Source organism: Microcoleus sp. A2-C3 (assembly GCF_036706065.1).
GTDB lineage: Bacteria > Cyanobacteriota > Cyanobacteriia > Cyanobacteriales > Microcoleaceae > Microcoleus.
On sequence record NZ_JAUBVX010000012.1, the window covers coordinates 117,544 to 131,115 of the forward strand.

General features: G+C 44.1%; 12 protein-coding genes. 10 read left to right on the forward strand and 2 right to left on the reverse strand.

The features are described 5' to 3' along the window. Positions 1-94 precede the first annotated feature (94 nt). The 9 genes from QUB66_RS09425 to QUB66_RS09465 all read left to right on the forward strand — a co-directional run bounded on the left by QUB66_RS09425 (position 95) and on the right by QUB66_RS09465 (position 10,204). The gene (locus QUB66_RS09425; RefSeq protein WP_265234179.1) at positions 95-499 is read left to right on the forward strand and encodes a DUF7682 family zinc-binding protein; all 405 of its coding nucleotides are present in this window, start codon (positions 95-97) and stop codon (positions 497-499) included. 233 nt (positions 500-732) lie between these two features. Beyond that, on the forward strand, positions 733-1,923 hold the full coding sequence (locus tag QUB66_RS09430; protein ID WP_332966927.1) for a cysteine desulfurase family protein: 1,191 nt from the start codon (positions 733-735) through the stop codon (positions 1,921-1,923). A 278-nt stretch (positions 1,924-2,201) separates the two neighbouring features. Further along, positions 2,202-2,762, forward strand: a complete 561-nt coding sequence (locus tag QUB66_RS09435; protein WP_332966928.1) for a Uma2 family endonuclease — start codon at positions 2,202-2,204, stop codon at positions 2,760-2,762. A 229-nt stretch (positions 2,763-2,991) separates the two neighbouring features. Next, positions 2,992-4,014 (forward strand): hypothetical protein, encoded by a 1,023-nt coding sequence (locus tag QUB66_RS09440; RefSeq protein WP_332966929.1) that lies wholly within the window; start codon positions 2,992-2,994, stop codon positions 4,012-4,014. A 308-nt stretch (positions 4,015-4,322) separates the two neighbouring features. After that, a complete protein-coding gene (locus QUB66_RS09445) occupies positions 4,323-6,905 on the forward strand; it encodes a CHAT domain-containing protein (protein ID WP_332966930.1) in 2,583 nt (860 codons plus the stop codon). Between the two features lie 60 nt (positions 6,906-6,965). Then, entirely contained in the window at positions 6,966-7,838 is an 873-nt protein-coding gene (locus QUB66_RS09450; protein WP_332966931.1) for an Rpn family recombination-promoting nuclease/putative transposase, read from the forward strand. A 133-nt stretch (positions 7,839-7,971) separates the two neighbouring features. Next, positions 7,972-8,346 (forward strand): hypothetical protein, encoded by a 375-nt coding sequence (locus QUB66_RS09455; RefSeq protein WP_265234187.1) that lies wholly within the window; start codon positions 7,972-7,974, stop codon positions 8,344-8,346. Between the two features lie 48 nt (positions 8,347-8,394). After that, entirely contained in the window at positions 8,395-8,748 is a 354-nt protein-coding gene (locus QUB66_RS09460) for a hypothetical protein (protein ID WP_265234188.1), read from the forward strand. Continuing rightward, positions 8,735-10,204 (forward strand): hypothetical protein, encoded by a 1,470-nt coding sequence (locus tag QUB66_RS09465; RefSeq protein ID WP_332966932.1) that lies wholly within the window; start codon positions 8,735-8,737, stop codon positions 10,202-10,204. The genes QUB66_RS09460 and QUB66_RS09465 overlap by 14 nt, the downstream gene beginning before the upstream one ends. A gap of 62 nt (positions 10,205-10,266) precedes the next feature. On the opposite strand, the gene thiL is transcribed toward QUB66_RS09465, so the two are convergent. Both thiL and QUB66_RS09475 read right to left on the reverse strand, forming a co-directional pair. Beyond that, on the reverse strand, positions 10,267-11,421 hold the full coding sequence (gene thiL / locus QUB66_RS09470) for a thiamine-phosphate kinase (protein WP_332966933.1): 1,155 nt from the start codon (positions 11,419-11,421) through the stop codon (positions 10,267-10,269). A gap of 220 nt (positions 11,422-11,641) precedes the next feature. Next, positions 11,642-13,264 (reverse strand): DUF3466 family protein, encoded by a 1,623-nt coding sequence (locus QUB66_RS09475; RefSeq protein WP_332966934.1) that lies wholly within the window; start codon positions 13,262-13,264, stop codon positions 11,642-11,644. Positions 13,265-13,369: 105 nt separating this feature from the next. On the opposite strand from QUB66_RS09475, the gene QUB66_RS09480 reads away from it, so the two are divergent. Beyond that, on the forward strand, positions 13,370-13,572 hold a 203-nt coding region (locus tag QUB66_RS09480; RefSeq protein ID WP_332971229.1), incomplete at its 3' end, for a hypothetical protein.

Genomic DNA, 13,572 nt, shown 5'->3' on the forward strand with positions numbered 1-13,572 from the left:
ATTTTGCGTCTTGTAGAACTGCCACGATGCCGGAAGCATCACTGGTAGGGTAGCAGCATTCAGGGGCGTGGATCAAACCCGATACTGCTGCTTTATGGCTAAAAGAAAAACAATTTTTGATTGCGGTCACAAAGGATATGGTAAAGCGTGCCATCGCTGCACGCAAGAGTTGATGGCGCAGCAGCAATATGTTGAAATGCTGGCAGAAAAACAAACCAAAAAACAAGAGAGGGAAGCATCATTTGCTAGAGATGCGATCGATCTCAGAGGTCTGCCAGACCATGTAGTTACTAAAGCTCGCGCTATTATAGCAGCTTTGGGGGAAAATAAGAATTACAGAGATTTCGGAGGCAAACGTCTGCGTCACAACCGCTGGATTGTGAGTATTCCTGTAACACGCAACTACAGAATGCTTTGTGAAGATTGCGGCACTTTCTTAATTCCCCAAAAAGTTTTGTCCCACGAAGAGTACAACGTTTGTAAACCAGGAAGTCATTAAACAGTTGACAGTTGATAGTTGACAGTTGACAGTTGGGAGTTGACGGTGGATAGTTGGGAGTTGACGGTGGATAGTGGACAGTTGGGAGTTGGGAGTTGGCATTTGGCAGTTGTTATCAGTCATAATTTAACAATCATGAGTCATTAGTCAATAATCATTAATGCCTTTAGGATAAGTGCCTTATTCATTAGGTAGTCATTCATTCATTATTAGTTCATCATTTAATTAAAGCCATGCAAATTTACCTTGACTATAGTGCCACAACACCCACACGCCCAGAAGCAATTGATGCTATGCAAAAAGCTCTAACTCAACATTGGGGGAATCCTTCTAGTTTGCACGAGTGGGGACAAAGGGCGGCGACTGCTTTAGAATTAGCCAGAATGCAGGTTGCTAGCTTGATTAATGCGCTACCAGAATCGATGATTTTTACTTCGGGCGGTACGGAAGCCGACAATTTGGCAATTATGGGAGTTGCGCGTCTTTATACAAAGCCGCAGCATATCATTATTTCCAGCGTAGAGCATTCGGCAGTATCAGAAACGGCGCGACAACTCGAAGAATTGGGATGGGAAATAACGCGATTACCAGTCGATAAATATGGGCGAATTCATCCTTTGGATTTGCAAGAATCATTGCGATCGCACACAGTGCTAATTTCGATTATCTACGGACAAAGCGAAGTTGGTACACTGCAACCAATAGAGACTTTAGGACAAATTGCGCGCGATCGCAATATCCTGTTTCACACCGATGCAGTTCAAGTTGCCGGCAAATTACCGATTGACGTGCAGAAACTGCCCGTAGACTTGCTTTCGCTTTCCAGTCACAAACTTTACGGGCCGCAAGGTGCAGGGGCGCTGTACGTGCGTCCAGGACTCGAATTGGTGCCAATGTTCGGCGGGGGCGGACAGGAGTTGAAACTGCGTTCAGGGACGCAAGCATTGCCCGCTATCGTCGGTTTTGGAGTGGCGGCGGAGTTGGCTTTGCAGGAAATGGATGTGGAAACGCCGAGGTTAATTGGATTGCGCGATCGACTTTTTGACCAATTAGCTCACATACCCAGTTTAGTCCCAACGGGCGATCGATATTACCGACTGCCGCACCACACCAGTTTTTGCATTGTCTCCCCTTCCTGTCGCCCTTACCAAAAGAGAGACACAGAGAGAATTACGGGTAAAACTATGGTGAGACAGCTAAATTTAGCCGGAATTGGCATTAGTTCCGGTGCGGCTTGTAGCAGTGGTAAACTCACACCCAGTCCGATATTATTAGCAATGGGATATGATGAAAGTGGCGCGGTTGGTGGAATTCGCTTGACACTGGGACGCGAAACCACGGAAGCTGATATTGATTGGACGGTAATTGCGATCGGGCAAATTTTGGATAGACTAATACCCAAGGTAGCATTGTGTAGACATTAGAAAACCGGGCGGTTGAAGAAGAAGATACGGCGGTTTAAACCGCGTCTACACAGACAAAACCCGCCTCCGCGGGTTGAAGAAAAGGCGGTAAAATTACGTTATCTTCGACCGTCCGCGGAGGCGGACATCGTTTGTGTAGACGCGGTTTCCAACCGCCGTCTTGTCTTCAGTCCGCGGAGGCGGACATCGTTTGTGTAGACGCGGTTTCCAACCGCCGTCTTATCTTAATCCAAGTGTATTGGTATATAATTAAAATAGAACAGAGTGGAGTCAAAGCTATGTCAACCACAGAAAAAGTTCGCTGGACAAGCGCTGATTTAGAATTATTACCCGATAACGGCAACCGTTATGAAATAATCGAAGGAGAATTGGTTGTGACAAGAGCACCTCACTGGAAACATCAAAATATTGTTGATAATGTTTGCAGAACCTTGGGTAATTGGTCAATAGAGACAGGTTTAGGTAAGGCTGCAACAACTGCGGGTCTGATTTTTACGGATAGTGATAATGTTATTCCTGATGTAGTTTGGGTAAGCTATGAACGTTTAGCACAAATATTAGATGAAGCCGGACATTTGGCGGGTGCACCGGAGTTGGTGGTAGAGGTGATGTCTCCCGGTGAAGAGAATGAAAAGCGCGATCGCCAATCCAAGCTAAAATTATATTCAGTTCAAGGCGTGCGCGAATATTGGATATTTGACCGCATACAGCAAAAAGTAGAAATTTACCGTCGGGAAAGCGGAATTTTGAAATTAGCGATGACTTTATTTAAAGAAGATAATTTAAACAGTCCTTTGTTACCCGGTTTTGGCGTGTCAGTAGCCACATTGTTTGCGTAGAGAGAAGACAGGGCGGTTGGAAACCGCGTCTACACAAACGATGTCCGCCTCCGCGGACTGAAGAAAATAACGTAATTTTATCGCCTTTTCTTCAACCCGCGGAGGCGGGTTTTGTCTGTGTAGACGCGGTTTCAACCGCCGTCTGCATCTCGTACAACAAGCTCGTACAACAAGCCCCAAAACCCACAACCATGATAAAATAAACCCGATCTTATTCACAACTCCCACAATGGAAGAAAACCGCGCCCAAGCCTACCTAGAACTAATTCACACCCTGCTGAATTGCGCCAGCGGAGACGAACCGCAGATATTGCAAGATAATATAGAATTGTTGGATGTCGAATTTCTGGAAACTTGCGAGAAAGTAGCAGAAAAAATGGCACAGCAAGGAGGAGAAAACGGCGCTAATTTCCTGCGAAATCTGATTAGTCAGCTATCACAATTAATCGATATCAACGATGGCGATATCTCCGAAGGTGAAAATCCCCAAGAGTATGCAAACTTTATCTTAGAATTATTGCAAGCAGAAGATGCTAGCAATAGCAATGCAGCAGTAATTCACGCCATGCTAGCCAAACGAAAACATCTCCTCAATGCTCGTTTTCCTAACATTTTAGAGCAAGTAGTGCAGAGGTTAATTGGTGGCGAAAATGCCCAAACCATTGAGTCAATGATCGGCCTCGTTGAAGACTTGACCATTAATATTAGCAATTTTTCGGGTGGGAATAGAGCGAATAATATTGAAATTGCCATTGCTGCTTATCAGATTGTTTTGAATAATCGGCAACCGGGAAGCGAAAAGTTTGCTCAAACTCAAAACAACTTAGCTGCTGCCTATATTAGCAGAATAAAGGGCTCGCGGGCGGAAAATGTGGAAATGGCGATCGCCCTTTATGGCGCTGCTTTAACAGTCTACACCCTTGAGGCCTTCCCGGAAGATTGGGGAATGGCTCAAAATAACCTAGCTGCTGCTTACGCCAACAGAATCAACGGTGTGCGGGCGGAAAATCTGGATCGCGCGATCGCATTTTTTGAGGCTGCTTTAACTGTTCGTACCCCTGAACAGTTTCCTGAAGATTGGGCAATGATTCAATATAACCTAGGTAATGCCCATAATGACAGAATCAACGGTTCGCGGGATGAAAATCTCGCAAAAGCGCGATCGTTTTATGAGGCAGCTTTAACAGTATATACCCGTGAGGATTTCCCTGAATATTGGGCAATGATTCAAAAGAAGCTGGCTAATGCCTAAAGTGAGGCTGCTTTAACAATCTCAGAAACCGGGTTTTTTCCGATATCTTCGCATCCCATCGAATATCTTCGCAAAAACCCGGTTTCTCGCTACGACGTACAATCTCAGAAACCGGGTTTTTTCCGATATCTTCGCATCAAATCGAATATCTTCGCAAAAACCCGGTTTCTCGCTACGGCGCATCTCAGAAACCGGGTTTTTTCCGATATCTTCGCCTTTGATCGAATATCTTCGCAAAAACCCGGTTTCTCGCCACCCACGCACAACCATGATAAAATAAAAGCCGGTGTTATTCAGAACTACCCACAATGGAAGAAAACCGCGATCGAGTTCACTCCGAAGGGGAAGATTTCCAAGAATATGCAAAATTTATCCTAGAATTATTGCAAGCAGAACTAAGCGATAGCGGTATTCAAGTAATTTACCCGATACTAAAACAACGGCAACATCTCCTCAATGGCCCTTTTGCCGAGACTTTACAGCAAGTAGCCCAGATTTTAATTGCCGAACATCCAGAAGCAATTGAGTTAATTGGCGGCATCATTGAAAATTTGAGTGTTCATATTTATCAATTTACCCAGGGCAGTAGAGCGAATAATATTGAAATTGCCATTACTGGTTATCAAATAGTTTTAAACACTCGGGAACCGGGAAGCGAAAAGTTTGCTCAAACTCAAAATAATTTAGCACTTGCGTACAGTGACAGGATAAACGGTTCGCGGGCCGAAAATCTGGAACGGGCGATCGAGTTTTGTGACGCAGCTTTAACTATCTATACCCTGGAGGCTTTTCCTGAAAAATGGGCAACGACTCAAAATAACCTAGCTATTGCCTACAGAAATAGGATAAACGGTTCGCGGGCCGAAAATTTGGAACGGGCGATCGAGTTTTATCAGGCTGCTTTAACTGTTTATACCCTTGAGGATTACCGTGAATATTGGGCAATGACTCAAAATAACCTAGCTAATGCCTACGGTGATAGGATCAACGGTTCGCGGGCCCAAAATCTGGAACGGGCGATCAAGTTTTTTCAGGCTGCTTTAACTGTCTATACCCTTGAGGATTTCCCTGAAAAATGGGCAGGGACTCAAAATAACCTAGCACTTGCGTACAGTAACAGGATAAACGGTTCGCGGGCCCAAAATCTGGAACGGGCGATCGAGTTTTATCAGGCTGATTTAACTGTCTATACCTTTGAGGATTTCCCATTCAAGAATGTTGAAACCTTAAATAATCTGGGCTGGGCTTATCTGGCCAAATTAGACTACATCAACCTAGAAAAACCAGAAGACACAAACCAAAAAGCAGCAACTCTCCAAAGTGCCTACGATACCTTTAAAACTGCCATAGTCAGAGCCGCCAAACTGCGGAAGTTGGAATCGCAAAATGAAACCAAACAAAAACACGACTTGCAGTGGGATAGACTCTACAAAGGCATGGTGCAAGTATGTCTCGATCGCCAAAGCAACCAAGAAGCACTAGAATATGCCGAAGCCAACAAAGCCCGCAACCTTGCCGAATTAATCGCCCAAAAACAGGAAATCCCCAAAACCCTAACACCCATCACCTTCAGCGAAATCACCCAACTCCTCACCCCCAACACCGCCCTGATTGAGTGGTACATCACCGACGCAGAAATCATCACCTTTGTCCTCACTTACCCCGACGTGCTGACAGTGCATCGGAATCGTCAATGCGCTGAATTAACCAACTTAGTTACTGAATACCGGGCCACATACAAACAAAGCAAAACCGACTGGCAAAAGCAACTTGCTACCGGGCTCCAGCGCCTCGCCGACATCCTCCAAATCACCACAATACTGCCGCCATCAACTACCAGCTTAATCCTAATTCCCCACTGGTTGCTGCACCTGTTCCCCCTCCACGCCCTACCCCTAACAGACGGCGAATTCTTATTAGATAAATACCTCGAAGGCATTCAATACGCCCCCAGTTGCCAACTCCTGCAACAGATTACCATCCACCCAAACTTTGACCAACTCCTCGCCCTGCAAAACCCCACCTCCGATCTGCGCTACACCGATTTAGAAGTCGCCAGCATTGCCCCCAAATTCGCGATCAGTCAAATTCTCCCCGGCGATGAAGCGAGTAAAACAAATCTCCTAGAAAAGTATCTAGATCAGTTAGAAAACGCCCACTGCGCGCACTTTTCCTGTCACGGCTCCTTCAATTCCGACGATCCGCTAAAATCGTTTTTAATCTTGTCTGGCGGCATCGTAGGGGAAGAACCCCCCCAGCCCCCCTTGCTAAGGGGGGAGCAAGAGGAAGAAGTTATCAAAGTCCCCGTTATTTCCAATCAAGAACCCCCCCAGCCCCCCTTGCTAAGGGGGGAGCAAGAAGTAGTTGTCAAAGTCCCCCTTAGCAAGGGGGATTTAGGGGGTTCTGATCGTTACGTGGAATGGCGCGCCGGCAAAACAGCCGACATTAACAAATGCCTAACTTTAGCAGACATCTTGTTACTGCAATTCAAACATTGCCGCCTAGTGGTGCTTTCCGCCTGCGAAACCGCGCTAATTGACACCCAAAATCGCTCCGATTATATAGGATTACCAACAGGATTTATCCACGCCGGTGCAATGGGAACCCTAGCCAGTCTGTGGGCTGTCAACGACCTCTCTACCGCCTTGATGATGGTAAAATTCTATGAATTGCTCAAACCTGGAGTTAGCATCGGTAAAGCCCTCCACGATACCCAGCGCTGGTTTAAGTCTGCCGCGACCTCAGATTTGCTATCATGGGTGCAGGAATCGGATAGTTTCGATGGCGATCGGAAAAAACCAATCCTCACGGAATTAGAAGGCTACAATGAGGATGAACAACCCTACGGCGATGTTTATCATTGGGGAGCGTTTTGTGCGATCGGATTATAATGTGATTATGGTTGGCGTATCGTATTGGGGTATAATTCAAAGAAAGATTTAATTTGATCAATGAAAACCGATAGCATATTTTACAACATCTTCCAAGAATTCCCCTTTGTGTTCTTTGCCCTTCTGGGCATACCAGCCGAGAGTGCCAACCAATACAAATTTACATCCCAAGAAATCAAACAATTAGCTTTTCGCCTAGACGGTTTATTTCTACCAATTATCCCCGATCCTCAACTACCATTCTACGTTGTCGAAGTCCAATTTCAACCAGATCCAACACTCTACTATCGTCTGTTTGCCGAACTATTCATCTATCTCAAACAATACCAACCGCCGCACCCTTGGCAATTGGTAGTCATCTACCCAAATCGGCAAACCGAAAGAGAAAGCAACATCCACTTTCAGGAAATGCTGGCACTCCCCAAAATCACCCGAATTTACATCGATGAACTAAGTGCATCAGAAACAGCATCTCTACCGATAAAAGTGCTAAAACTGGTAATCGAACCAGACAACACCGCCGAAAACTTTGCCATAGACTTAGCCAGACAAGCCGAAACCGAAATATCGGATACCACAGCCAGAGAGAACTTCATCAACTTATTAGAAACCATCATTGTTTACAAATTACCCCAAAAAACCAGAGAGGAAGTTGCCGCCATGTTTAGCCTAACTGACTTAAAACAAACCAGATTTTATCAAGATGTTTTTGCAGAAGGAAAAGCAGAAGCAGAAGCAGAAGCAGAAGCCAAAGCAGAAGCCAAAGCACAAGCAGAAGCTAAACAGCAACAAAAAGTTGCTATTTTCAGACTATTTAGTCTGGGATTAGCCACAGAACAAATTGCCACAGTTTTTGGCTTATCTGTAGCTGAAGTAGCAGCGATTATCACTGAAGCTCAAAAAGAACAATCTGAACAAGCCGAGCAAAATTAATCAACGTACACTAAAATTAGTAGGGTGCGTCAGTTGCGAAAATCCTGATTTTTCGTACCAACCTAAGACTGACGCACCTTACAAGTGAATTGTTGAGAAATTACCGAAAAAATTCCGAGAGAAGATTGCCGCTATGTTTCACCGGAGTGACTTAAAGAAAGGCAGAGTTTATCAAGATCTTTTTGAAGAAGCACAAGCCGAAGTATACGCTCAAACTAAACAGCGAGAAAAAACTATAACTCTCAGACTTTATAGTCTAGGATTAAGTGTAGAAGATATTGCTACAGTCCTAGACTTACCTGTAACTGAAGTATCAGCGACTATCGCTCAAGATCAACAAGTAAAATCTGAAATTAAACAACGAGAAAAAGCTGCGGTTTTGAGAATGGTTAGTGGGGGATTAGCTAAACAAGATATTGCTATGTTTCTAGACTGGACTGTATATGAAGTAGTAGAGGCTATCACCGAATCTCAACAAGAGCAATCCGAACCAAATTCATCAAACTAAAGTATACTTTAATCGGTTTTCAATTCAAACTACTTCTGAGGTAAAATCATGAATGAAGTCGATATTTTGTCCCAAATTTATAACGCCATTACCACCGCCCCCGCAATTTTTACTCCCCCTTTCATCGAAAGATTGCTCGCCGAAGTCCTCCCATTAGCAGAATCTGGTGCTGATAACGATACTGTGGAAGATGCTATCAATAAACTCTATAGAGAGTTTACAAAGGTCAGAGATGACATTAAAGGTCTGAAGAGAAAAAATTTAGATGATGCCGAACCAGAAATCACACCTGGTTATGAAACGGTAAAAAATGAATATCCCGATATCGAAAAGCTAGAAGCAAATTTGAAAAAACGCATTCAAGAAGCCTCAAATATCTCTGCTGCCGATGCTAAAAATTGATCATCCCCAAGTCTATATCTACAGCTACCAACTCAGCAAAAAAAGCAGCAAAACAGCAGCTAACTCAATCTGGACTTGGGCTAATAGTATCTGGCAACATTTCAGCCAAGAAAAAGAGCTAATTTTTTCCCAAGCTAACCTCGGTTATCCCCTAACTAGAGCAAAAAAGTTTTCGCATTCAAATAAAATTGATGGTTCCTTCAAGTTTTGCCTTCTGGAGGATAGTGAAGGAATTTTAGCTAGAATTGGCAGCCCAGAAACTGATGAAAATAAAGGCATAGAAATCACAGAATTAAAAGATTTTAATGTTAATAATCTCATGCTTGCTGATAGTTATAAAGATTGGCTGGGACAGACTATTTTTATAACCTACAAATTACCAACCGATCAACCTCTCACTAAAAAATACCTCCGCCAAGTTGCGGATGACTGTTTAAAGAATCTCTTCCCAGAAGCATCTGTGCGTCCACCTTTTTACCGCGATACTAAGTTACTGGGTTCTGCAATTTTTGAGTATAGTTCGATCAAAAGTCAATTACAAGTCTTTGTTTATCGGGTTGACGATGAGATTGAGGAAAAACTAGCGAAAATTGTTCAACGTTTGTTTGAACTGTTTTATTACCGCCATAAAATCACTAAGGCTTTTATTGATAGTCGCAAAAATCATTATTTACTGAAGCAGGAATATGCTAAGATTGAGGATACGATCAAAAGTTTAGAAACAAAAATTGCTGAAGTAACTCAGGTTGGAGTGCCAAATGATGTTGACAACCCAAAAAATGTTGATATTGATAAGTCTTTAACATATCTAAAAAGGAAACTAAAAGATCTACTTTTAGAAAGCTTGGATTATCAAAGAGCATTAGAAGGTTTAGAAAATTTTAATAATACGATAAATATTCATGTTTATAACTATCAGGAAAAACTATCTGAAATCTGTGATAAATGGCAAATGTCAACTGAAGATTTAAGAACATTTAAGTTTTTTATTGATAGAAGTTGTCCGTATTTTCAACGACAAATTCAGGGCGATTTAGGCTATTTTAAACATGGTACTGATTTGATTAAGATTGCGGTGGATTTGGTGGCGGGGATTGTGGATATCGAACAAGCAGAAATCGATCGCTCTTTAGAAAGAACTATTCAAATATGGGGTACTGGATTAGGGGCTGGAGGCCTTGTGGTGTCTGCGGTTGCCAATTATATCGAGAAACCCATAGTGTTCAAAATACCTCAAAAAGGGGATGTGCTTCATCCGGCTGTAGCTAGTCTGTTGTTGAGTCTCTTGGTTGTAATCGTGGTTTCTGGAGTGGTGGCCCGGATTAATGGTGCGTGGAAGATTAATCCGTTGAGATGGTTTCGGCGCAAGTTTCAACCTCTGAGATTGCCCGATTCCCAAAGTCCACCAGTTAATGATATTTTACGGGAAGCGGAAGAAGAAAGACTCGGCGGTTGAAACCGCATCTACACAAACGATGTCCGCCTCCGCGGACTAAGAGATAAGAAATAAGAGATAATTTAGAAGTGTTGAAATCCTCGATCGCACTCCAATACAATATCAGCATAAATCCCGTTGCGATCAGTCAACCAAATATCGGTGCTTTCCGTAGTGATTCCGACGATCGCAGCACCATCACCGATTCGATCGACCAATAGCTTAGCATGGGCGATCGGCAAAAACAACACTAACTCAAAATCTTCGCCGCCGTACAACGCCCAGTCTAATGCAGTTTCGGTTGATACGATTTCCCTTAAAATAGGGGGAATTGGTATTTTGGCGCGATCGACTTTTGCACCAACACCGCTAGCCCGACAAACTTGCACAATCGCATCAGCCAAACCATCGCTGCTATCCATTCCAGCGATGAAAATCGGAGAATTAACCCCCCCCGCCCCCCCCTTAGTAAGGGGGGGAGAAAGAAAATTCGACTCTTGTTTCTCACCCTTAGTAATCGGGGAATTGAGGGGGGGTTCCATTTCCAACTCTTGCTTCCCCCCCTTAGCAAGGGGGGGACTGAGGGGGGGTTCCATCGCACCCGCAGCATCTAAAATTTCCCAAACAACCGGCAAAACATCCAGCCGCGGTTTAGGCCGTTGATGAGCGAGAATTAAAGAAGTTCGATCGCCCTTTTCCAGATTTTGCCCAAATTCTGGATTCAACAACAATTCTAATCCCGCGCGGGATGCTCCGTGAAACCCAGTCGCCACAATCGCCCAATTCGATCGCGCATTAGACCGACTAATGGTACGATCGCACTCAACCTGTCCAAAAGCCGTAATCGCCACAGTCACCACGGGCGATCGCACCACATCCCCACCGGCGATCGGCGTATGATACACTTCCAAACAAGCCGTCATCCCCCGATAAAACTCTTCCACCCAATCCACAGCCGTATCCGCCGCCACAGCCAGGGCTACCGTCACCGCCAGAGGCGTTGCACCCATTGCCGCGAGATCCGACAAATTTGCTGCTGCGGCGCGCCAGCCTGCGTAATAAGGGCCTGTGGTGCGATCGCTAAAATGCACACCATCCACCAACATATCCGTCGTCACCGCCAGAGATTGGTGAGGATTTGTCGGAAGTACCGCACAATCATCTCCCACAATTTCGGCGGGGCAGAATTTTTGTAATATTCTTAAAAGACCTTGTTCTCCGATATCTTTGATCAGCATAGTATAGATAATTTTTTATTAATTTGATACTATTATATTGGATTTTATATACTATTGTTTATGATTATTTTGGAATTATTTAACCGCAGAGACCGCAGAGGGCGCAGAGGAAGAGAAGAGAGATATGAACAATTCGGACATCAACTTATTTGATAACTAAACCTAAATATAATACCAGATTCTCGAATTTTCAAATAATTCGAGAATCTAACATAATTTCTTAGTCCGCGGAGGCGGACTTCGTGTGTGTAGAAGCGATTTCAATCGCCGATCCAATCGCCGCTAATTTCCGTTTCCGCTTGATAACTAGCCCCGCCAAAAAAGCAGCAGAAGTTACTAATCCCGCAATTTCGGAAGGTTCTGGAACAGGTTCAGCAGAATCAGCTCGCATCTTAAACGAAAACTTATCGCGATTTGATTCCAACTTAATCGGAAAAGCTAAAGGATTTTTTGGATCAATTGCTGCATCGATACCAGCGACGCGAAACTCCGAGACTCCGTAACCGAGTAAAGCCACAAAATCTACTACTTCATTAGGCTTGAATTTGCCGATTTCTTGACCGCCAACTAAGACGCTGAAAAGTTCGTCAGCATCAATGCCGCTGGGTAAACCGAGGATTTTGGTAAATAGCGAGGGTTCGGTTGGATTGGGATTAATTGCTAACGAACTATTGTCAACAATGCACCCGTCACCCGTCCCGCCGCTACTACCATTCGCCACAGTATCGCCTATTTTGAAAGTAAAACCAGCAGCCGTGGGCGGGTCAAACCAGAGTCGATTGGCGACATTATTAAAACTATGCCAACCATCCTCAAAGTTATCAGGTAACAACGGATTTCGCTGAGAAGTACCGCAAATCGGATTTAGCAGAAAACCATGAATTTTTCCAGTTGCACTGTTAATGCCCTTTCCGGCAATTTGACCCCTATCGTTAATGCCGCTGACTTCTTGTAAAAACCACCCAGAGTCCTGAGCAATCAGACTATTAAGGTTAGCCATTTGGCCATCTTCCCAGATGAAACCGTGATTAAGCTGGCCCTCGCCAGCAATAGTGGTACCAAAACCGACTACTTGGCCTTTATTGTTAATATCAACCGCAGCACTAATATTGCCACCGAGAGTACCCAAGTCTGTAATTTGACCGTTTGACCACAAAGTAGCATGACTTTGCTTGAGGGTACTATTTGATGAATAGCCGATCGCCTGACCAGTATCATTGATATCATAAGCAATGCTACCGTTGTACCCTGGAAGAGTTCCCAAGTCAATCATCTGGCCATTTTCCCACTGGAAAGCATGAGTTATACCGAAAGCCAGGCCAGAATAACCAACTACTTGACCTTGATTGTTGATACCCTGAGCTCCTCCATTGAAACCAAGAGTACCCAAATCGATCATCTCGCCGTTTTGCCACAGGAATGGATTAAATTTCTGTTGGGTAGTATTAAACGTACCAACTATTTGTCCAGCCTCATTGATGTCGCTAGCCAGACTGCTGATACCACCAAAATAACCGAGGTCAGTCCTTTGACCGTTTTCCCACACGTAGGCATTATTCGTCCAATTTTCACCCAGATAACGACCCACGACTTGACCAGAACTATTCATTTGGTAAGCCCAAGTGGTGTTTGTGATTTCAGTTATCTGACCGTTGTCCCACACCCCAGCAACACCATTACTAACTAGCACTTGTCCAGAATTGCTTATACCGTAGGCATTGGTTTGGCCGAGGTCGGTAACGGCATAGGAAGCGAAACCAGTATGCAGCGTGGCGGCATTTACCGGTTCAACGGCGCTAAATCCCAAGACGGTGAAAGCTGTCAAGGACAGACAAGTTTGCACAAAAGAGCCCCAGTCCCTTTGTTCAAGCCTTTTTTTGAATTTTTGCATATCATGCACCTCAGATTTTTGCATATTTGCACAGAAGAGAACAAAAACAAGTTGCCTATGTATCTATCTCTCTATCTCTCTATCTGGGTGTCGATCGACTTTTTATGCAGAGACAGTCGATTTGTTACAAAACTTTATACCATACTGGAGATTAACCACACTTATAGGGAAAGATTAACAGTCAACAGTCAACAGTCAACAGTCAACAGTCAACAGTCAACAGTCAACAGTCAACAGTCAACAGTCAACAGTCAACAGTC

Excerpts from the sequence above, each read along its gene's own strand:
- QUB66_RS09425 (WP_265234179.1), top strand. The coding sequence starts at position 95 with ATGGCTAAAAGAAAAACAATTTTTGATTGCGGTCACAAAGGATATGGT.
- QUB66_RS09430 (WP_332966927.1), top strand. The coding sequence starts at position 733 with ATGCAAATTTACCTTGACTATAGTGCCACAACACCCACACGCCCAGAA.
- QUB66_RS09435 (WP_332966928.1), top strand. The coding sequence starts at position 2,202 with ATGTCAACCACAGAAAAAGTTCGCTGGACAAGCGCTGATTTAGAATTA.
- QUB66_RS09440 (WP_332966929.1), top strand. The coding sequence starts at position 2,992 with ATGGAAGAAAACCGCGCCCAAGCCTACCTAGAACTAATTCACACCCTG.
- QUB66_RS09445 (WP_332966930.1), top strand. The coding sequence starts at position 4,323 with ATGGAAGAAAACCGCGATCGAGTTCACTCCGAAGGGGAAGATTTCCAA.
- QUB66_RS09450 (WP_332966931.1), top strand. The coding sequence starts at position 6,966 with ATGAAAACCGATAGCATATTTTACAACATCTTCCAAGAATTCCCCTTT.
- QUB66_RS09455 (WP_265234187.1), top strand. The coding sequence starts at position 7,972 with ATGTTTCACCGGAGTGACTTAAAGAAAGGCAGAGTTTATCAAGATCTT.
- QUB66_RS09460 (WP_265234188.1), top strand. The coding sequence starts at position 8,395 with ATGAATGAAGTCGATATTTTGTCCCAAATTTATAACGCCATTACCACC.
- QUB66_RS09465 (WP_332966932.1), top strand. The coding sequence starts at position 8,735 with ATGCTAAAAATTGATCATCCCCAAGTCTATATCTACAGCTACCAACTC.
- thiL (WP_332966933.1), bottom strand. The coding sequence starts at position 11,421 with ATGCTGATCAAAGATATCGGAGAACAAGGTCTTTTAAGAATATTACAA.